Raw genomic sequence first — 18898 nt, 5'->3', positions numbered from 1 at the left:
TCAGAAATCTCGGTTGCCCTGGGGCACAGTCTTTTCCGGCTCGGCGAAACCGATCGCCGACACGGCACCGTCGAGCCCGGCCATCACTGCGTGGTGACTCGCCTGGACGTGCTGACGCATCAGGCGCTCGGCGCTGGCGCCATCCCTGGCGATGATCAGGTCGAGCACCCCGTGGTGTTCGCGCTCTGAGTCGAGCGACCGGCCGGGCTGGGCCAGCGAAGTCCGCACCAAGCGGCCGTAGGCCAGTTGATTCATCAGAATGCGGTAGTGGGTGGCGAGCTTTCCGTTGTCGGCACCGGCAATCATGATCTCGTGGAACTCGTGGACGAGTTCGGCGTAGCGTTCGGTGTTACCGTCGAGAACCGCAGCGTCGGCCTCGGCGACGTTGGCACTCAGAGCGCCGAGTTCGGGAATGTTGCCGCGCGCGGCCATCAACCGGGCAGCCGCACCTTCGAGGAGTTGCTTCATCTCGAACAGCTCGTTGATCTCACGCCTGGACGGAGCGGCAACGAAGGTGCCGACCCGGGAGCGCACCTCGACCAGCCCTTCGATCTGCAGTTGCTTGAGGGCTTCACGGACGGGGGTGCGGCTGATGCCGAACGTTTCGGCCAGGGTCACCTCCGACAGCGCGTCACCAGGGGCGAGTTCGCCCTTGATAATCATCTCGCGCAACCCGTCGGCCACTCGCTCCTGAAAATTGGTGGTTACCAACTTCCGGCTCGATGCGACGACCATGCTCACACCTCCACACATGTGCTGACATCTTGTATGGCAGTCACCTAGGTCAACTTATAGCCATCTCGACACGGCAGTCAAGCGTCTCCAACACCCGACTTTCGAGGCATTGTTAAAGCTAGGGCTCTTTACGTGACGAGTTGGTTCAAGGGGTTGACTTCGACGAACGCTTTCTGCACAGTGATCTGCGATACACCTACTGCCATACATCATGGCATTCAGAGAGGTCGCTATGTCCCAGACCCCTTTCCCGGAGATCGAAGACCGCCGGTACCGCAGCAAAGTTGCCGCGATCGAACCGTACGGTGTCGACCACATCCCCGACGTCGAACGTCACGGCACTGCCAGGTCGCAGTTCTCGATCTGGTTCGCCGCCGGCATGAACTTCCCGATCATGGTGCTGGGGTTCTCGGCCGTCAGCTTCGGTTTGTCGCTGACCGCGGCGGTCACCGCGATCGTCCTCGGATCGCTGGTCGGCGCGGCCGTCCAGGGGATCTTGTCGCAGATGGGCGCCCGTCTGGGTGTGCCGCAGCAGATCCAATCCCGCGGTCCCCTCGGCTTTTTCGGCAATTTCGTCCCGGTCGCCTACATCAACGTATTCGCTGGTATCGGATGGGCGGCCGTCACGATCATTCTCGGTGCCCAGGCCCTGCACGAGCTCACGCACGCCATCCCGTTCTGGCTCTCGGCCCTGGTCCTCGTCATCATCCAGTTGGTGGTCGCGGTCTTCGGCTACAACATGATCCACTTCCTGCAGAAGATTCTTTCGGTCGTGTTGCTCGCCGGCTTCGTGCTCATCACCGTCGTCTCGATCACCCACGGCAGTACCCCGCACTTCACCGCGAACCCGGAGGCGCCGTTCTATATAGGAGCGACCGGTGGGTGGATCACCTTCGCCGGATACTTCATGTCATTCCTTATCGCTTGGTGGCCGTTCGCTTCGGATTACTCCCGCTACCTGCCCGACGACGACCGCACCGCCAGGCGCGCGGGCGCCTACACCGTGGCCGGAAACTTCATCACGCTGACGTGGCTGGGAATCACCGGCGCACTCCTGGGCGGATCAGCCGTCTCAGGAGAGGAACCCATCGAGGCGCTAGCCAGGTTGACCGGGTCGTGGTCCTCGGTGGCTCTGATCATCGTTATGGTGTCGTCGTTCTCGCAGAACTTCCTCAACGTCTACGGCGGGGCCATCTCGGTGCAGACACTGCGGATCCCGGTCAGCCGTCGCACGGCCGTCATCGTCATTTGCGTCGCCGCATATGCCATCAGCCTGTGGGCCGGCGCGGGCTTCGAGGCGAAGTTCAAGAACTTCCTGTTCCTCGGCGCGTACCTCATCGCACCCTTCGGTGCGGCTCTGCTCCTCGACTATTACGTGGGTGGCCGCAAGGACAAGTCGCGCATCGCCGAACTGTACGACGAGTCACGGATACTGAACTGGGGTTTCTTCGCCTGGATCGTCGGTGTGATCGCTTCCGTCCCGTTCTGGAACCTATCCTTCTATCAAGGTTCGGTCACTGTCCATCATTCCGAGTGGGGAGATCTGACCTACGTCGTCGGGTTCGCGGTGGCAGTGATCGTGTACATGATCACCTACCGGCTGCCCGGACTGCGCCGACGCACCACAGCACAGTCCGCACCGGCGGAAACGTCACGTGACGGCAGCCGCCTGCCGCTCCCTTCCGTGAGCGGCGAGGTCGGGCGGTGATGGGCGAGCGCAGCGAGCGAACAATAGGCGCAGCCGAGCCACTCGCTCATGCCGGAGTCGAGCGCCGACGAGGCGCAGGCATGAGCGAGCAGACACTCGAGATGGTCCCGGCGGCGGTTCCGGCCTTCGTCGCCGATGTCGAACGCGCACTGACCGATATCGCCTCCGGGCGCGCCGTGGTCGTGGTCGACGACCACGACCGCGAGAACGAGGGCGATCTGATCTTCGCCGCCGAATGCGCAACAACCGAATTGGTCGCCTTCACCATCCGGCACGGATCCGGGGTGCTGTGCGTACCCATGACGGGCGAACGCCTCGACATGCTCGGGCTGCCGCCGATGTGCTCCGACAATGAAGATCCCAAAGGCACCGCGTATGCGATCAGCGTCGATGCCCGTGACGGGGTCAGCACCGGCATCTCGGCGGCGGACCGCGCTCGCACCCTTCGCCTCCTCGCCGCCGGCGATACCCGGCCCAACCAGCTGACCCGGCCCGGGCATGTGTTCCCGCTGCGTGCCCGACCGGGCGGGGTGCTCGAACGCCGTGGACACACCGAGGCCGCCGTCGATCTCACCACACTGGCCGGCATGCGGTCAGTGGGCGCCATCTGCGAGATCGTCAATGACGACGGGACGATGACCCGCGGTAGCGAACTCGACACATTCTGCACCACACACAAGCTGCACAGGCTCGCGATCGCCGATCTCGCGCGGTATCTCCAGTGGCGCAAGCCCGTAATCTCCAGTCCCCCAATCCGGCTGCCGACGAAGCACGGCGTCTTCGAGGCCATTGGATACAACGGGGATGACGGAGCGCAGCACCTAGTGTTGACGCTGGGCGAGACCGCCGATCGGGACGACGTGCTGACCCGTGTGCACTCGGAATGTCTCACCGGTGACGTGTTCGGATCCGACCGGTGCGATTGTGGACAGCAACTCGACCAGGCACTGGCCGAAATCGCCCGTGTGGGCAGAGGAGTCGTGGTCTACCTGCGTGGACACGAGGGGCGCGGGATCGGCCTTATCAAGAAGCTGCGCGCGTACGGTCTGCAAGACGGCGGTTACGACACCGTGGACGCCAACATCGCGCTTGGATTGCCCGTCGACGCCCGCGATTACGGGATGGCCGCGAAGATCCTCACGGACCTGCGCATCCGGTCGGTCAACCTGATGTCGAACAATCCCGACAAGGAATCGGCACTGGCGTTCTACGGGACCCGCATCCTGCGCACCACACCGCTGCACGTGGCACCCACCGCCGACAGCGAGCGCTATCTGCGAACCAAGAGCGACCGCATGGGCCACCGTGCCCCGATCGCGCCCCTTTCCACGGCCCGTCGGTCGTGACGTCGTCATGAGAAGAGAGCGCATGCCCACCCTCATTACTCGGCACGAGGTTCATAATTTCGACGCGTGGCGACAAGTATTCGCCAGGCACCAGGACAACCGACGTGCGCACGGCGCAACCGGGCACCGGATTTACCGCGCCGGCAACGATGTAACCGTGCTGACCGACTTTTCCACCCACAAGGCGCTCGACAACTTCCTCGCCGACCCGGCGCTGCGCGACGTCATCGCGCGGGCGGGGTTCGCCGCCCCGCCTACCACACTCATCGTCGATCTCGTCGACAGCGAACAGTACTGAGCTACCACCTCGACAATTGGGCCGAACACTCACGACCGTGGTCGCGTGTTTACCGAGAGTAAACCTGATTGCCTACACTGGTGGCTATGACGCAGCCGGTCGCACGACCCCAGCATCGCGACACCGGCGATCCCGCGCCGGTGCAGCGCGAGATCCCGCGGGATACGCCTACCGGGATCGATCTGGAGCGGGTGATCGGTAAGCAGGTTCGCAGCTTGCGTACTGCCACTGGCCTGTCGGTCGGCGATATGGCAGCCAAGATCGGCATCTCCAAGGCCATGCTATCGAAGATCGAGAATGCGCAGACCTCCTGCAGTCTGTCCACGCTGGCGAGGTTGGCGGCCGGTTTGGACGTGCCGGTAACCTCGCTGTTCCGCGGGGTCGACAGCGTACGCGAGGCCGTGTTCACACCGGTCGGCCACGGCGCGGTGATCGTCGGGCGCGGTACTCATGTCGGCCACCATTACGAACTATTGGGTGCACTGCGTGGTCAGCACAAGCGGTTGGAGCCGGTACTGGTCACCCTGACCGAAGCCAGCGAGACATTCCCACTGTTCCAGCACGCGGGTACCGAATTGCTATACATGCTCGAAGGCGTCATGGTGTACGGGCACGGTGACGCGGAATACACACTGCGGCCCGGTGATTCACTGTTGCTGGACGGTGAGGGTGCCCACGGTCCGAACGAGTTGGTGCGGCTGCCCATCCGGTTTCTGGCCGTCACCGCCTATCCCGACAAACATGTCGAATAGCGAAAAGTACCGCGCCCCTGCCTCGTTCGCACGTTCGGTGGCGTGAGAGCGCAGCGGCAGGGGCGCGGGGTTCGGGGCCGCTACCGCTCGGCAGCGGCCCCTGCGGCGGTGAGAGATTCGGCGGCGGCCACCGCATCGGCAGGTTGCGCTGATTTGCCGGATAGTCCGATAGCGTCGAGCACGTAGGCAGTTTCACCGTGCACCGCGACGTCGAGTCCTTCGGCTTCGCTATCGGAATCGACGCGGATGCCGCGAGCCAGATGCATGGTCTTGGCGATGATCCAGGTCACCGCGAACGAGTAGGACAGTACGGCGAGCACGGCGACAGCTTGGCGCCACAACTGATCCAGTCCGCCACCGTAGAACAGTCCGGCCGCCGCATTCGGCGCGGCGGGATCGGCGAGCAGCCCGATCAGCAACGTACCGAGGATGCCACCAACCAGATGGATGCCGATCACGTCGAGTGAGTCATCCAGTCCGACACGGAATTTCAGCGCAACAGCCAGGCAGCACACGGCCCCGCACGACGCACCGACCAGCAATGCGCCCAGCGGTGACACCGCACCGCACGCGGGGGTGATACCAACCAACGCTGCGATCAGACCTGATCCGGCACCCAGCGACGTTGCGCGCCCCTCCCGTATTTTCTCCACGACGAGCCACGCGCATGCACCCGCACAGGCGGCGGCCAAGGTGTTGAGGACCGCCACCGAGGCTGCGTTACCCGCCGACAGGGCCGAGCCGCCGTTGAACCCGAGCCAGCCGAAGAACAACATGCCCGCACCCAGCATGGTCAACGGAAGACTGTGCGGGCGTGGAATGCTGGGGAACACTCGCCGATTGCCCAGCACCAGCACCAGCGCCAGACCGGCCACGCCGGCATTGATGTGTACCGCGGTGCCACCGGCGAAGTCGATGGCCTTCAGCTTGTTGGCGATCCAACCACCGGCGACCGAACCATCCTTGGCATCGAATGCGAACACCCAGTGCGCCACCGGGAAATACACCAACACTGCCCACAGACCGGCGAACAGCATCCACGACCCGAACTTCATCCGATCGGCCACCGCACCCGCGATGAGAGCCACGGTGATCGCCGCGAACAGCAACTGGAACGCCGACACCACCGCCGGCGGCAGCCCGTCACTCGGTGCCGTGAGTAATTTCGACGAGCCGAAGTACTCGAGCGGATCACCGAGCAGGCCCAGCCCGCCCAGCGAATTGCCGAACGCGGCCGAGTAGCCCACCACGATCCACAGCACACCGACGACGGCCAGTGCACCGAAGATCATCATGGCCATGTTGAGCGTGTTGCGCACGCTCACCATTCCGCCGTAGAACAGCGCGAGCCCGGCCACCATGAGGGACACGGCCGCAAATGCGGCCAGCATCCACGCAGTGTCAGCTGCGGCGACTGCTTGGTTCATCGTCATCACCTTGCCTAGGAAGAGGTCCGAATCACGACATTTCAGAGGAATCGTCGTTGAACATCAGTAGACGATGACTATGTTGCGGACGTCCGCTACCGCATGAACTCCAGGTAAATCGGGTGTCGATGCGAGCGTAATCGGAGCGTAGATACGGCTAAGTTGCACCCTGCAATGTTCTCGTCACACTTCGATGGTTTCCTGTTAATCAACGATGTTTCATATCAGGGAACTAGCGATCGCGAAAGTCGAGGATGTTGCGATGACCGAGAACCCCAGAATTCCTGATCGTCGGCGGCGGCTTGGAGGGACTCGCCATCGCCTGGTCACTGGCCGATCGCGGCGCGACCGATGTGCTCGTGGTCGAGCGCGACATACTGTGCTCGGGAACGACGGTAAATCCAGCGGAGTGGTGCGCTGCCACTACGGCACGCCGTCATTGGCCGCCATGGAGTGGTACGGCAACGATGTCTTCAGCTGCGCGAGCGAAGCCGTCGCGCCAGGGTTCGAGTTCGTCTAATGCCTTGTGCTGTGAAGAATCTGCAAGGCTCAACAATGGAAGGCTCGAATTCGGTCCCGATCACCAGTGCCCGCCGCCTGGCCCGCGCACACTATCGACCAAGCATTCGCTCGCAGCAAGCCGGTGTGGGGTATGGGTAGATTACCGGTAGGCAATTCTCTCGAGCAGATCCAGCGCTTCGTCTAGCTTATGCAGTTCGCTGGAAGGCAAGCTCTGCGACAAGACCTGTGCGAGAGCGTTGTTCAGTGGCGCCTGCTGTCCGCGCACCCACGCCCGACCTTCGTCGGTGAGCATCAGGTTCACTCGGCGTCCATCGATCGGGTCGCGCGCGCCGACGATCAGGCCCTGATCGCGTAACCCGTCGACGACGTTGCGCATCGTCTGCGGGCGCAATGCCTCCAGGTGGGCCAGATCGACGGCGGCCATGGCTCCGCATCGATGTAGACGTCCCAGCACCGCCCATTGCGTCGCGGACAATTGACGCTCATGGGGACCCCTCCGGGTGCGGCGCAAAATCACGGTCAGCGCAATGCGCAGCCGCGTCGCCGTGGCGGACAGTGCTATGGCGTCCGCGGTATCAACACTCACGTACAACTCCTACTTACCTGATCGAATGATCCATGGGTGGCGACGGCCGCGGAAAGGCTATCAGCCGGCCTGACCTGTGCGTTAGTAATGACGAAATTGTCACAATTCTTATTTCGATCGCCGAGCCGTGCAAAACTTGCGATTCTATCTCCGGCGTCCTTCGGACAGGCTAGAAGTGAAACCCGAGAAGTAGACGACATGAGCCGTTCGTCATCCCTTGACCGATAACTACGTCCGCGAATTACGCGTACTGGGGATTTTCAACTCCTTTCCTTCAATTCTCAACGCTTTACGATATCGCTCGTTTTCCAACTGCGCCTTTCTAGGTCAAATCCGCCTCCTGACCGGATCGTCAAGCGAGTTCCCGTCTGCCGACGGGCACCCGCTGGCGTCTGCCTCCGCGGACACCGACGCCGCCGGCGCTGGGGCATCGCCGAGGGCCGACGGGCGCTGCAGGCCGCCAAGCCCTGATCCACGCTCGGTGATCGCGGAGGAGCCCAGGGCGCCGAAGGTGGCCGCCGTGCACGAACACGGCCCGACGTCCGGGCTGTTCGCCTGAGCCCGGCGCTGACCCGGTTCCGCAGCACTCGCCCGGGCGAGGTGGTGCCGCACGCGTGCAAACCCGCCGGTTCCCTGCCTGGAGCTACGCAACCAATTCCAGGTCGACCTTGGTGCGCAGGTTGCGAGCGGTGACGACTCCGAACTGGAAGCGCGGAGTCGTGCGCACCATGAACGGTGTCGCCACCGCCGCGCCACCTCCGGCTAGCCGGTTACAGGCAGAAGCTCAGCTCGATAGGGCCGACCGGGATGGGGACGCACACTTCCACCGAGCCCGCGACGGGGGTGGCCACGGACGCATCCGCTGAGGCCGTGCCGATACCGAGGGCGGTGGCCGACACTACGAATGCGACGACGGCGAGCGGGCGGATAATTCTCGAGTTCATATAGTCATCCTCAGTCGTGTTATGCGAAAAGCCTCAGGCCCGAGACGGCCCAATCAGATCACCACCCCGGGAGTCAGGGCACGCCGTTTTCATAAATTTCGGATTCCAAGATCAATTATTGGCGAAACTATTGTGAACAATCACAGTAATCCACTACATTCGCGCATTAACTATATCGTGAAGACACACGATAATTCTGTAGATTGATTATGGTCTTTCGTCATCGACATCGAGTACCTCGAGGTCTGCCACGAGGGCATGTTCTGCCACCCCAGGTTGTGACGCCGAGGAAGACGCTGCCGTTGGGAATAGTGTCGGTCACAAATATTCGCCTGGTCCGTTTTTCGCTGTGCTGCTGCCAGTAGTTTGATCTTGGAAACTCCTTACGCCTGAGAGGCTGCTGGACATCGAGGTCTCGGACATCGTTGTCCGGCAGCTGCTTTCGATGTCGGGAGAACATGTTCGACAAACTGGGGCCGGCCCATCGGTCTGGTGAAGGAGAAATATGTCTACCGACACCGATACGACGCCTGAGTCGGATGCGCTGCCGGGCAGGTTCTGGTCCGATCGGCTTTCGTCGATCACTCGCCATGATGTGCCCGCCTCGGTCGTGGTGTTCCTCGTCGCCTTGCCGTTGTCGCTGGGCATTGCCATCGCTTCCGATGCCCCCATCGCAGCCGGCCTGATCGCGGCCGCCGTGGGCGGCATTGTCGTTGGCTTCCTGGGTGGCTCCCCGTTGCAGGTCAGCGGGCCCGCGGCCGGTCTGAGCGTGGTGCTCGCCGAGACCATCCACCAGTTCGGTTGGAAGACAACCTGTTTCATCACTGTCGGGGCCGGCCTGCTACAGATTGTGTTCGGGTTGAGCCGGATCGCGCGTGCCGCGTTGGTGATTGCGCCGGTGGTTGTGCATGCGATGCTCGCTGGTATCGGTGTCACCATCGCCCTGCAGCAGGTGCACGTGCTGTTGGGTGTGGGCGTCGTGCAGCAGGTCCCGAAGTCGGCACTGGCCGGGTTGCTGATCGTGGTGGGCATGCAGCTGGTGAAGCTGGCCCACATCCGGCTCGCCCACCGCACCGGCGACCCGGCGGTATACGCGGTGACCATGGTCTGTGTGGTTCGGACGCCTCGGTGGAAGCGGCGCTGTCCTTCGCGGTGGACAACCTGAAGGTGCGCAACGTGGTGGTGTGCGGCCACTCCTCGTGCGGTGCGATGAAGGCGCTGCTCGCCGGCACCTCCGCCGGAACGAGGCTGGACGCCTGGCTCGCCCATGTCCGGCCCAGCCTGGACGCCTACCGGGCCGAGCACCCGGTACGGTTAGCCGCGGCGGCCGCGGGCTACGACGAAGCCGCTCTGGGCATGGTGAACGTCGCCATGCAGCTCGAAGACCCTGCAGAATCATCCAGTTATGCGCGAGGCCGTCGCGGAGCGCGGCCTGAGAGTGTCGGGCCTGTTCTTCGACATCTCCACCGCCTGCGTGCTCGAGGTCACCGCCGCCTGCATCAGCGAAATCACCGACCAGGACGCCACCCCGAGCGGCGTGACCGGTCGGGTGCGAGTTCGCCAAGTGAACTCGCAACAAGTTCCGGTGGCAACACCATCCGGACGACACGTCGATCGCCAGATTTCGGCCTGAAACGCGAGCTGCGTTCAGCGACTGTTTCTTTCGGGTAGTGGCGATCGGCGCCGCGGCCAGGGCGTGTGCCGGTTCGGCAAGGCCACGATCGACGCCGATCGCGGCAAGAGTGGGTCGACTGGCACTGATATGTGGGCGGGTTTGATCGGGCGTGGCGACACGAAAGGTATTGCTACCCACAGTGCCGGCGCAGATCCGTCCCGCCTACAAGTCCAATTCGGGGCTCCTGGACGAGCGTCAGAGGCATCGACGCTCTCTCGGCGAGCTCGACGTCCTTGGCCACGTTCGGCGCGGTGAAGCCGAATCTGATCGACGGCTCCTAGATTTTCATCGAGACTGTGAGACATCTGACTCCGACTCAGGGGAACATGACCAGGGCCCGTTCGAGGTCCACGCCATGGTGGACCGTCCTCGGCGTCGTTGCCGGACCGCGGGATGTCGAGCACCCATACCTGAAACGGGCATTCAGGAAAGGACTGGATCGGCGTGCCGTTCTGGCGGGTCCGAGCTTGCAGGATTGGTTTGTGCAGGAGTGGCATGAAAGTATTTGTGCCGCAAGGACTATCAGATCTCCGGTGGCGGTTTTCGCGCCACGCACCTGTCGAGGGAATGGGAAACGGTTGTTGTTGATCGGCGGATCTATCGTGGGTGTCATCGTCGTACTGGTGTTGCTAGGTATCGCGGCCGCAGCTCTGGATCCACGTGGCCGCGGGGAGCGGCGCGACCGGGTCGATTCCGATGTGCACGAGCATGTTCGGCGGCAGTCTCAGTGGCCGAGAACTGATCATCGACAGCGTCGATGATCCCTTGTCTGTCCGGCTTCGGTTGCGCTGCAATGAGATTCGACCGTCTGGGACGATCCCCGCACGTGCTGGCACTCGGTGGACGCGCAGATCGGCGCAGTGTCTTGCCGTGGTCCGGGCACGGGCCTGACCGGAGGTCCATCCCGACCAGGTCGCAGTCTCGGGAAGTTCCATGTCGGGTGGGATGTTCGTCACTGTCGCCTCCTATGCCCGGCGATTGCGGCGGTCATTTGCAAGCCCCGCTGGCCGACGGTCGCGCCGGAGTTTTTCAAGGTGGATGAGTCCAGCGGGTCTTAAGCAGCTGCCGTTTCGGCCTGCTGGGCTGGTGGGTTGATCCAGACGGTGTCGGGTAGGTCGAGGATCTTCGGCGACCTCGGCGTGTTCGCTCATTCCCTTAGAACGTGTTTGAGAACCGGATGGTCACGCGGCTGCGGTGGGTTTGCTGCGGGCGAGGCGGCGGGACATCGTGTAGATCATCGCGATGTAGATCATGGCTTCGTGGTGGTCGGGGCGAGTCTCGTAGTCGCGGACCAGGCGGCGGTGCTTGACGATCCAGGAATAGGTGCGCTCCACCACCCAGCGTCGTGGCAGGACCGTGAAACCGGCGATGTCGTCGCAGCGTTTAACGATTGTGACAGTCAGGCGGGCAACGGTTTTCGCCCACCGGACCAGGCGACCGGCGTACCCGGCATCGGCCCACACCATCGTGATGGTGGCGAACCCCGCCCGCAGCGCGGCCAGCAGCCGGATGGCGGCGTCGCGGTCCTGGATCGAGGCTACGGTGACCACGACGGCCAATAGCAGGCCGTTGGTGTCGACGGCGATGTGGCGTTTGCGCCCGTTGGTTTTCTTGCCCGCGTCATAGCCGCGGCTGCGGGCGGGGACGGTGTCGGCGCCCTGCACCGATGGGGAGTCGATGATCGCCGCCGTGGGCTGCGGCGCCCGGCCCGCGCGCACGCGGGTCCGATCACGCAGGGCGTGGTGGATCCGCTGCCAGGACCCGGCCCGTACCCAGCGGCGGTAGACGGCGTACACCGTCGAGTACGGCGGGAACTCCGCGGGCAGCTGCCGCCACGCGATCCCGCCCCGCACCACATAGAAGATCGCATCCAAAACCATTCGGCGGCACCACTTTTCTGGTCTGCCTCCCTTGCCGCCAGTGTTGCCCGGCGGCGGGAGCAGGCCCTCCAACTGTTCCCACTGCGCGTCGGTCATCGACGACGACGGATACACCGCGACCCGGTGACCGCTGGACTGACCGCTTACCGGGCATGACGAACACGACGCGATCGGGGAAGATGACACACGAACTCCTGGTGGCACAGCGACTTCAGCAATCACTGCACTACCAGGAGTTCACTCAAATCTCGAGCGTCACGCGCCCACCGAGGCCGTTCTCAAACACGTTCTTAGTCCGGAAAACAGCCTGATCGCGGGCAGGTTGTGCGGCCAGACCTTCAGGGTCGCTTTGTGGGCGTGGTGGTGCTTGCACTAGTCGAGGAGATGTCGAGCAAGGTGCTGCCGACGCCGACTCCTCGGTGGTCGGCGGCGATCATCATGGTGATCTCGGCGACGCCCGGTGTCGTGAAGTCGGCGGTTGCGATCGCTATGACACCGGCGGTGCGGTGGTCGCCGATGAGGACGCCAGCGGTGTCCGCGGCGATCTGCTCGGACAGTCGGGCTGCGGCTTTGTCTTCGTCTATGGCGGTTCCGCGCCGATCCATTTCTGTTCGGCCGCCACCGCGACGGCAACCGGACCAAGGACGGCACGTCCTCGACGTGGGCGGGCCGGATCAACACATCCGCACTGGGTTTCTTGGTCTTGGTGCGTGTCGGCAACAGGCCGGTGATGACGTTCTTGCCGATCAGTGTGGCTTCGAGACTGCGCAGGATCAGTTCATCGCCGATCTCGGAGAGATGGATTCCGTCCGCGAGCCACGGGCCGTGGTCACCGTCGCGTTCGCGCAGTAGCGCGGCGGTGGTCACGAACGCGCCCCAGTAGTCCACGAACATCGCGCCGGCGCTCCTCTGCATACGCGTGCAGCAGGCGCGTGGAGTCGGGTTCATCGAAATTACGCGCAGAGATCATGACATCGACCGCGCTGCGAACTCCCGCGATATGCGATATGCGATATGCGATATGCGACCGACGTCAACCCATTCCATCGATCATCCGGTTCACAAGCCTAGACGCATCCAGCGAGGGGGTGCTCGAGCTCGGGAAGGGAATCAGCGACAACCATCGCCCGGCGCCCGCGCGCTGTGGGACTCTCGGTCGAGCTCCGTGTCAAGCTGCCTCGGTGGCTGGGCCCGTGTCGCTGTGAGGCTTAGTCAATTCGAGCACATGATAGATGTCCTCGCCCCACGTGGCCCATCGTCGAAGTTTGTACTCGCCGAGGAGGTAGATGTCATGCTGGCGGGCGAACGCTGATGCCTGTGCCGAGAAAGTGCTGTTGGTGACAATCACTGGGATATCAGCGTTGTGGTGTGGCCTCGCAGTACCGTTGACCTGATAGACGACCTCAGGGCTGACCGGCTTCGACTGACGCAGTTTGCACTGGATGACGACCCGGCGGCCATCAGGGGTTACGGCGATCAGATCTGCCCCATGATCTCGCGGGCCACCACCGCTCCGCAGAATGGTCAGTCCATCACGCCGTAGTAGGTCACCGATCAACAACTCGAATTCGACTCCGTCGCAACGCTGGATGTCGCGATCGGAAACACTGTTTCCAGACGCAACATACTCGGCGCGCCGGGTCTCGACATCGCTGAGCTCAGCAATGAATGCCTGGTGTTGGTCGATAACCGCGTTGAAGCGGTCGACTACCCCGAAAGCGGACGCCCACGCAGCGTAGATCGCCTCAACTGGCGAGGGGGCATCGTTGCCGATCGCGAAGTTTTGCATGAGGTTGGTGTCGTGCGCTTTTCGTAGATCGACGAGTCGGTCGGTCACTTGTGTCTCGACGGTTTGAAGCATCGGGATCTCGCGCATACCGCTGGCGAAGAACGAGCGCAGCAGGCTGGTGACCTCATGTTGGGTGTACTTGCATGCCCATCCAAACGGCGCGGCGGACTTGCTCCGCTCCGTAGCGTCGTCTATGCACCCCTGAATCCAGAGCAGATCGTCGGTGAGTTCGCTGTGCGGTGGGGATTTCGTCCGCGCCAGGCGTGGCGCCATGGGCACGGGATGACACAGGATGAGGTCGCTGCTGAATACAACGCGTTGATTGGCGATCCCCAAGCGCCGATGAGCGGCAAGCGGATATCGGACTTCGAGGCGTGGCCGGTGGGTGGGGTTAAGCCGACCCTGCACACGTTGTCGGTGCTGGCGCAGTTGTACGGCACGCAGCCACACTCGTTGGTGGATTTCGCAGACTACGAAGCGATCCGAATCGCTTGACGGCGTCTACCGCTACCACGGCATCGACACCGACACCTCGTGCGCGCGGCCCTCGACCTCACCGACTGACGGTAGTCGCTCTCGCGCCGGGGGGTCGCGCATCAGTCGTAGCGGCTCGGCGCGCATGAGTTCGCCGTCCAGGAGCATCCGGTCGACCATGCCGTCGGACGGGATTCCGGCTTGGAAGCAGGCGCGTGCGCCCGAGAGCTCGCCGTGGGCGAGGGCCACCTGGAGCAGGTCTCTGGAGTGATGGGCGAAGTGCCGCGCCTTGCTGCCGCCGACCTTGGCGACTTCTTCGGCTCGGGCCAGCCAGCTCTCGAAACTCGGATACGGGTAGTGCAGGATCATCGGCGCGGTCACGGTGCCGTGCACGCCGTCGAATCCGGTGAAACCGTACTCGTCCACCGGTGCGACAGCGGGGCCGAGACGGACCGCGCTGCGGTTGGCCGGTGTGTCGAGAAAGGGTGATCGACCGCTGATCCGGAACACGGTGCACTCGTGGATCGGATCGGTCACCGGCACGGGGGAGGGGACGGCTTCGTGTCCGATGAATGTCACCTGCCCGGCGCCGGGAATCTGCCAGCGGCGTCGACCGTCGTCATAGAAGACCTCGTCGGGGCCGAGTGGTAGCAGCCATTGCATACCCGCCGCCTCGGCCGTTGCGGCGGCGTCGGCGATGTTGGCTACCTCGCGAGGAACCGTGTGGTCGTTGGGTGTCGCGTGGTCGCGAAGGATGACAGGCCGCTCACCGCGCGCTGCGCCCAGCGCGGCCCGGACATCGGGATCATCCGTGTAGATGATGGTCAATTCCGCTTGCGCGGAGTGGAAATCGAACCAGTCGGCCAGCTCGGGGCGCCACCGGTCGATGGTCGCGCAGATCGCGGTGGGTTCGACGGTGCCCGCCGGCCGGTTGGGTGCTCCGACGCCGCGGTGCACGCGCGGCGTCAAGTCGCTGATTTCGTGCGTGACCAGGTATTCGCAATACTCCGCCCACGTGTCGATCCCACTCGCCCGAGCCGCGGCGTAATTCGGCCCGCCGACCGGTCGGGTGTGCCGGACCGTTACGGCGTCGATGATGGCGATCGATGTGGAGTCGGTGATGAATCGCGGCCAGTGGAAGTCGAGCCCCCAGCCGGTCTGGGTGGCGTCGAAGGTCGGCAGGCAACGGCGCAGGAATTCCCGGCTGAAACAGGGCGCCATGATTTCGACGAAGTTCGTGTGCCGGAGGACGAATCGGCGATCGACGAGCGTGATCTCGTGGGAGTAGTAGCTGTCCTCGGTGAGCGCGGGTTGGGTCAGTGCGAGCCGGTGCTGCGCCGCGTATTCGAACAGCTCGTTGATGCTGGAGGTGTCGGTGGCCAGGTCGTCGTCGGGGAGCCAGACGTAATCGTATCGGTCGAGCACCTCAGCCAGGTCGATCGTCAGGACATGGTGCAGGGCAGGCCATTTCGGGCCTTTGCGGTCGATTCTGGTCGCGTCCGCGACACGGTAGTGGTCCGGGTCGTCACCGAAATAGCTCACTATCAGGTCCCAGGTGCGTGGATGCGGCCCGGCCAGCCACTGCTCGTGCAGTGATTCGTCGCCCGCCCGCAGCACGACCAGGTTCCGGCGCCCCGACTCCGTCAGGACGGTAGGCCTCGTGTGCGCCCGCGCCAGTGTTCCCGTCACAGTGACCTCCTATGTCGCGTACCAGCCTTCGCCCCACAGCGTGAGTAAGCGTTCGAAATACGCCTCGTACTGTGGGGCGACAGCGTCGGTGGAAAATTTCGAGATCGCGTAGTCGCGGATTCCGCGATAGTCGAGTTTGTGGACGGCGTGCTCCGGCTTCTAAGACGGATGTGCGCGGCGAGGATTTTCCCTTCAGCTTGGGTGAGGTTTCCAGCTGATTCTTGACGCAGATATGGATCCTCGCATCGGTAGTCGGTAGGTACTGTCCGAAACGTTTACGGCCCTCGAACGCAGGCACTAATACGCAGATTCGAATCGGGTGTAGCTCTGGTAGGGACTTCCTGACCAGTGAACAATCCTCAATGATCGTTTGAAAGCGGGATCCTCGGTGAGGATGCTCGCCGCCACCAGCGCGCTCGGGCTCGTGGGGTTCCAGCCACATGCATATTCGCGCCCTACCGATAGATCACCGATGCGCAGGGACATGCTTATTCCCCAAACTGCTCATTATCCTCGCCGAGTCGCTGGTCAAGATGACCCGCCAGTGACTCGACGAGGACAGCAACGGCACCGCAGTATCGAAGGGATCTCAATGTGTCGAGCAAGGGGGTGGCCGCGATGTGCTCCGACTGGTTTCGCTTGGGCTCGGAAATAGCCGAGTCTGTCGGATTTCTACGCTGGTACGAAGATTTACGTTGAGTATTTTTGATTTTGGTGGCGGACAGCGCGCCACTGATAACGCCCGCGGCAATCGTAAGTTGCTGCGTCGGCGCCGGTGCACAGTCACCGATGCGTCTGAAATCTGGCGGGACGGCACGAGCCTGGCGGGGATGCCGGTTGGGCGGATTCTTCTGCGTCGATGTCGGGTCCGGCTCAGTAGGTCACTGTGGTTGCGCAGGACGGCTTGGTTTTTGCTGATCACCTTCGCTCTGTTCGTGTTTCCCGGTGTTCTGGGTGCGTTCGCGACCGCGCAGACCAGCACCGCGACTCCGGGAGCGTCGGCCAATAGCGCACTGAGTTGGATGGATGTCAAGGACTCGTCTGGGGTAAAGGTGTCGGACTATTTGTTCGCCACCGACAGCGGCGGGCCGCTCGCCCCAAAACATACGATTCTCTGGGCCGTGATCGGTCTCGAGTTCATCGGTTACAAGATCATCGTGACGACGGCGATCTGGTGGATCGGGTACGCGTTGAGCTTTGAGTGGCTGAACATATTCGCGTCGGCGTTGCGGGGTGTCGCCGATGCGCTGACCGGTCAGATCGCGACACCGCTCGTTTTGGTGACCGCGGCGTCGATCGGCGCGTTCTTCGTCGCCTGGTTCGTCGTCCGCGGCTATCACGCCAAGGCCACGATGCAGGTTGTGACAATGCTCGCGGTGGCGATGCTTGGTCCGGTGTTCCTGGCCGACCCACTGGCAGATGTGCTGTCCTCGGATGGACTGCTGGCGCAGGGACGCAATCTCGGAATCTCAGTGTCGGCCGGCTTGAACGGCAACAATAACCCGAACCCAACCCGGTTGGTAGCAACCATGCAATCGGACCTGGCTGATAATTTCGCCCGACGTCCGGTGCAGGTGTGGAACTTCGGGCACGTAGTCGACGAGAGGCCCTCCTGCCGGGCGGCGTGGTCGGCCGGGGTGCAGTCCGGCGACGACGACACGGTGCAGAAGGGCATGAAGACCTGTGGCGACGCGGCGGCGTACGCGACAGCGCAGAGTCCCAGCATGGATCAGGTCGGTACCGGGCTGATGCTATTGATCTGCGGCGGCATCCTGTTGGTGTTCGGGGGGATTCTCGGGGGCATGGTCTTCAAAGCCGCCCTCGACACGATGTATCACGGGGTCAGGTCGATGTTCGGGTTCGCCGCAGGCGGACTCATCTACGGACCCACTCAGACGAGCTTGGTCCGCGACTTGGTCGACAGCTTCATCTCCGCTGCGAGGATGACCACTTACACGGTCTTCCTCGGTGTATACATGCTGTTTCTGGGCAATCTGTTCGCCCAGGCCCACGGACAGAGCATGACGGTCATCGTCATCGCGGGCGCGGTCGAGATCGCCGCCATCTCCCAGCTGAGGAAGCTGAGGCGCAGTCTCAGTAACGGCGGCGACTTTATTGCCAACCGGTTCGCTCTCGCGGTACAGGGTTCCGGCGGCCCAGGTGCTGGCAATGGTTCAGGCGGTGCACGCGCCCTGGGGATGGGCAACGTGGGCGTCAGCCGCAGCGCTTCTGGCGGGATGATCACCACGCTTGCAGCATTAAACACGATGAACACTTCGCCGGCTATGGCTTGGGCTGCATTGGGCACAAAAAATCCGCTGGATCCGTTGGCACGCGGAAGGAAGCTCGTAGACAAGGTAAACCGCGATATCGCACAGAAACGTCGGGATTATTACAACAACCAACATAGCGCCCGAACGAACCACAGGTTGAAGGCGGTGATGCGCGCAAACGCCGTGGGTGGCATAAATACGGAACTGGGCCTCGCCGCCGCGATCGACGGCCTCGGCGACAATAGAATTCCCAACTCGATACTGATCGGCACCCTCGTTGATGCAGGCGCGAGGGACCATCTGTCCATTCAGAATGGCCTCAGGGCCACAGCCCGTATGAATTCGAGCATGGACAAGAGCCCGTACGGTTTTACGCCCTTGCAGAAGGCCCTCGCGGCCGCGAGGGCAGTGGAAAACACCGTGGGCGACGAGGCAGAGCGTGCGTTCGCGGCGCAGGCCGTGATAGCGGCGAACAATTTCGCCGGGGCTGTGGGTCAACCGGAGCTCGGTGCCCCCATCAACCACCCGTTCGTGAAAACCGTTCGCGACAACTGGGATTCGGAAGCCCGCCTGAGGGCAGCGATCACTCCCGACCAGTGGAACAACGTTGGTAGGGATACTCGCTGGTTCATCGGCGACGAACTGGCCCAAGAACTTCAGGCGGCGGCACGGGCGTACTACGACACACCCACCGATGAGAATCGGATACTCCTGCGTACGTGGAGCAATCGAGTCGCGAATCTGGACCACATGGCGCCGGACGATGGTCTCGATCCCTTCAATCCCTAGTAGGCTTTGCT

The 18898-nt window shown here is 63.1% G+C and carries 16 protein-coding genes and 2 pseudogenes; 10 read left to right on the top strand and 8 right to left on the bottom strand.

The window, feature by feature from the left end:
* Positions 1-735, bottom strand: coding sequence for a GntR family transcriptional regulator (locus ACQP2U_RS23465; protein WP_433709452.1), 735 nt, complete (start codon positions 733-735; stop codon positions 1-3).
* A gap of 232 nt (positions 736-967) precedes the next feature.
* Here ACQP2U_RS23465 and ACQP2U_RS23460 point away from each other — a divergent pair, with 232 nt between their 5' ends.
* The 4 genes from ACQP2U_RS23460 to ACQP2U_RS23445 all read left to right on the top strand — a co-directional run bounded on the left by ACQP2U_RS23460 (position 968) and on the right by ACQP2U_RS23445 (position 4839).
* The gene (locus ACQP2U_RS23460; RefSeq protein ID WP_433709451.1) at positions 968-2443 is read left to right on the top strand and encodes a purine-cytosine permease family protein; all 1476 of its coding nucleotides are present in this window, start codon (positions 968-970) and stop codon (positions 2441-2443) included.
* 80 nt (positions 2444-2523) lie between these two features.
* Positions 2524-3789: a bifunctional 3,4-dihydroxy-2-butanone-4-phosphate synthase/GTP cyclohydrolase II gene (locus ACQP2U_RS23455; RefSeq protein WP_433709450.1), complete on the top strand. Its 1266-nt coding sequence runs from the start codon at positions 2524-2526 to the stop codon at positions 3787-3789.
* A gap of 22 nt (positions 3790-3811) precedes the next feature.
* The gene (locus ACQP2U_RS23450; RefSeq protein WP_433709449.1) at positions 3812-4087 is read left to right on the top strand and encodes a hypothetical protein; all 276 of its coding nucleotides are present in this window, start codon (positions 3812-3814) and stop codon (positions 4085-4087) included.
* An 86-nt stretch (positions 4088-4173) separates the two neighbouring features.
* Positions 4174-4839 carry a helix-turn-helix domain-containing protein gene (locus ACQP2U_RS23445; RefSeq protein ID WP_433709448.1) on the top strand — a complete coding sequence of 222 codons (666 nt, stop codon included), beginning with the start codon at positions 4174-4176 and terminating at the stop codon, positions 4837-4839.
* 80 nt (positions 4840-4919) lie between these two features.
* Here the strand turns inward: ACQP2U_RS23445 and ACQP2U_RS23440 are convergent, their stop codons facing one another.
* Positions 4920-6266 carry an ammonium transporter gene (locus ACQP2U_RS23440; protein WP_433709447.1) on the bottom strand — a complete coding sequence of 449 codons (1347 nt, stop codon included), beginning with the start codon at positions 6264-6266 and terminating at the stop codon, positions 4920-4922.
* 302 nt (positions 6267-6568) lie between these two features.
* Between ACQP2U_RS23440 and ACQP2U_RS23435 the strand changes: the two genes are divergently transcribed.
* A complete protein-coding gene (locus ACQP2U_RS23435) occupies positions 6569-6937 on the top strand; it encodes a hypothetical protein (RefSeq protein WP_433709446.1) in 369 nt (122 codons plus the stop codon).
* Here ACQP2U_RS23435 and ACQP2U_RS23430 read toward each other — a convergent pair.
* On the bottom strand, positions 6928-7374 hold the full coding sequence (locus tag ACQP2U_RS23430) for a MarR family winged helix-turn-helix transcriptional regulator (protein WP_433709445.1): 447 nt from the start codon (positions 7372-7374) through the stop codon (positions 6928-6930). The two genes, ACQP2U_RS23435 and ACQP2U_RS23430, sit on opposite strands and share 10 nt — an antisense overlap.
* Positions 7375-8144: 770 nt before the next feature.
* Positions 8145-8318, bottom strand: a complete 174-nt coding sequence (locus ACQP2U_RS23425) for a hypothetical protein (RefSeq protein WP_433709444.1) — start codon at positions 8316-8318, stop codon at positions 8145-8147.
* Between the two features lie 505 nt (positions 8319-8823).
* Between ACQP2U_RS23425 and ACQP2U_RS23420 the strand changes: the two are divergent.
* The 3 genes and pseudogenes from ACQP2U_RS23420 to ACQP2U_RS23410 form a co-directional block, all read left to right on the top strand.
* Positions 8824-9288: pseudogene (locus ACQP2U_RS23420) on the top strand (SulP family inorganic anion transporter); the annotation flags it as partial.
* Between the two features lie 158 nt (positions 9289-9446).
* Positions 9447-9644: pseudogene (locus ACQP2U_RS23415) on the top strand (carbonic anhydrase); the annotation flags it as partial.
* Positions 9645-9723: 79 nt separating this feature from the next.
* A complete protein-coding gene (locus ACQP2U_RS23410) occupies positions 9724-9951 on the top strand; it encodes a hypothetical protein (RefSeq protein WP_433716806.1) in 228 nt (75 codons plus the stop codon).
* A gap of 1223 nt (positions 9952-11174) precedes the next feature.
* On the opposite strand, the gene ACQP2U_RS23405 is transcribed toward ACQP2U_RS23410, so the two are convergent.
* From ACQP2U_RS23405 to ACQP2U_RS23395, 3 genes are all read right to left on the bottom strand, one after another.
* Positions 11175-11969: an IS5 family transposase gene (locus ACQP2U_RS23405; RefSeq protein WP_433716563.1), complete on the bottom strand. Its 795-nt coding sequence runs from the start codon at positions 11967-11969 to the stop codon at positions 11175-11177.
* A 242-nt stretch (positions 11970-12211) separates the two neighbouring features.
* Positions 12212-12478: a hypothetical protein gene (locus tag ACQP2U_RS23400; protein ID WP_433709443.1), complete on the bottom strand. Its 267-nt coding sequence runs from the start codon at positions 12476-12478 to the stop codon at positions 12212-12214.
* A gap of 563 nt (positions 12479-13041) precedes the next feature.
* Entirely contained in the window at positions 13042-13935 is an 894-nt protein-coding gene (locus ACQP2U_RS23395; RefSeq protein ID WP_433709442.1) for a restriction endonuclease, read from the bottom strand.
* 9 nt (positions 13936-13944) lie between these two features.
* Here ACQP2U_RS23395 and ACQP2U_RS23390 point away from each other — a divergent pair, with 9 nt between their 5' ends.
* Positions 13945-14157 (top strand): hypothetical protein, encoded by a 213-nt coding sequence (locus ACQP2U_RS23390; protein ID WP_433709441.1) that lies wholly within the window; start codon positions 13945-13947, stop codon positions 14155-14157.
* Between the two features lie 12 nt (positions 14158-14169).
* Here the strand turns inward: ACQP2U_RS23390 and ACQP2U_RS23385 are convergent, their stop codons facing one another.
* Complete coding sequence (locus ACQP2U_RS23385) at positions 14170-15825, bottom strand: DUF707 domain-containing protein (RefSeq protein WP_433709440.1); 1656 nt, start codon at positions 15823-15825, stop codon at positions 14170-14172.
* A 695-nt stretch (positions 15826-16520) separates the two neighbouring features.
* Here ACQP2U_RS23385 and ACQP2U_RS23380 point away from each other — a divergent pair.
* Positions 16521-18887 carry a hypothetical protein gene (locus ACQP2U_RS23380; protein WP_433709439.1) on the top strand — a complete coding sequence of 789 codons (2367 nt, stop codon included), beginning with the start codon at positions 16521-16523 and terminating at the stop codon, positions 18885-18887.
* Positions 18888-18898: the final 11 nt, after the last annotated feature.

This window comes from Nocardia sp. CA-084685 (genome assembly GCF_050955785.1).
Classification (GTDB): Bacteria; Actinomycetota; Actinomycetes; order Mycobacteriales; family Mycobacteriaceae; genus Nocardia.
The sequence above is the reverse complement of the archived record's forward strand: the minus strand, read 5'-3'. Positions and strand labels throughout refer to the sequence as shown.

Bases quoted from the DNA above. Each gene is read 5' to 3' on its own strand.
- ACQP2U_RS23465 (WP_433709452.1), bottom strand. From the start codon at position 735: ATGGTCGTCGCATCGAGCCGGAAGTTGGTAACCACCAATTTTCAGGAG.
- ACQP2U_RS23460 (WP_433709451.1), top strand. From the start codon at position 968: ATGTCCCAGACCCCTTTCCCGGAGATCGAAGACCGCCGGTACCGCAGC.
- ACQP2U_RS23455 (WP_433709450.1), top strand. From the start codon at position 2,524: ATGAGCGAGCAGACACTCGAGATGGTCCCGGCGGCGGTTCCGGCCTTC.
- ACQP2U_RS23450 (WP_433709449.1), top strand. From the start codon at position 3,812: ATGCCCACCCTCATTACTCGGCACGAGGTTCATAATTTCGACGCGTGG.
- ACQP2U_RS23445 (WP_433709448.1), top strand. From the start codon at position 4,174: ATGACGCAGCCGGTCGCACGACCCCAGCATCGCGACACCGGCGATCCC.
- ACQP2U_RS23440 (WP_433709447.1), bottom strand. From the start codon at position 6,266: ATGAACCAAGCAGTCGCCGCAGCTGACACTGCGTGGATGCTGGCCGCA.
- ACQP2U_RS23425 (WP_433709444.1), bottom strand. From the start codon at position 8,318: ATGAACTCGAGAATTATCCGCCCGCTCGCCGTCGTCGCATTCGTAGTG.
- ACQP2U_RS23410 (WP_433716806.1), top strand. From the start codon at position 9,724: ATGCGCGAGGCCGTCGCGGAGCGCGGCCTGAGAGTGTCGGGCCTGTTC.
- ACQP2U_RS23405 (WP_433716563.1), bottom strand. From the start codon at position 11,969: ATGACCGACGCGCAGTGGGAACAGTTGGAGGGCCTGCTCCCGCCGCCG.
- ACQP2U_RS23400 (WP_433709443.1), bottom strand. From the start codon at position 12,478: ATGGATCGGCGCGGAACCGCCATAGACGAAGACAAAGCCGCAGCCCGA.
- ACQP2U_RS23395 (WP_433709442.1), bottom strand. From the start codon at position 13,935: ATGGCGCCACGCCTGGCGCGGACGAAATCCCCACCGCACAGCGAACTC.
- ACQP2U_RS23390 (WP_433709441.1), top strand. From the start codon at position 13,945: ATGACACAGGATGAGGTCGCTGCTGAATACAACGCGTTGATTGGCGAT.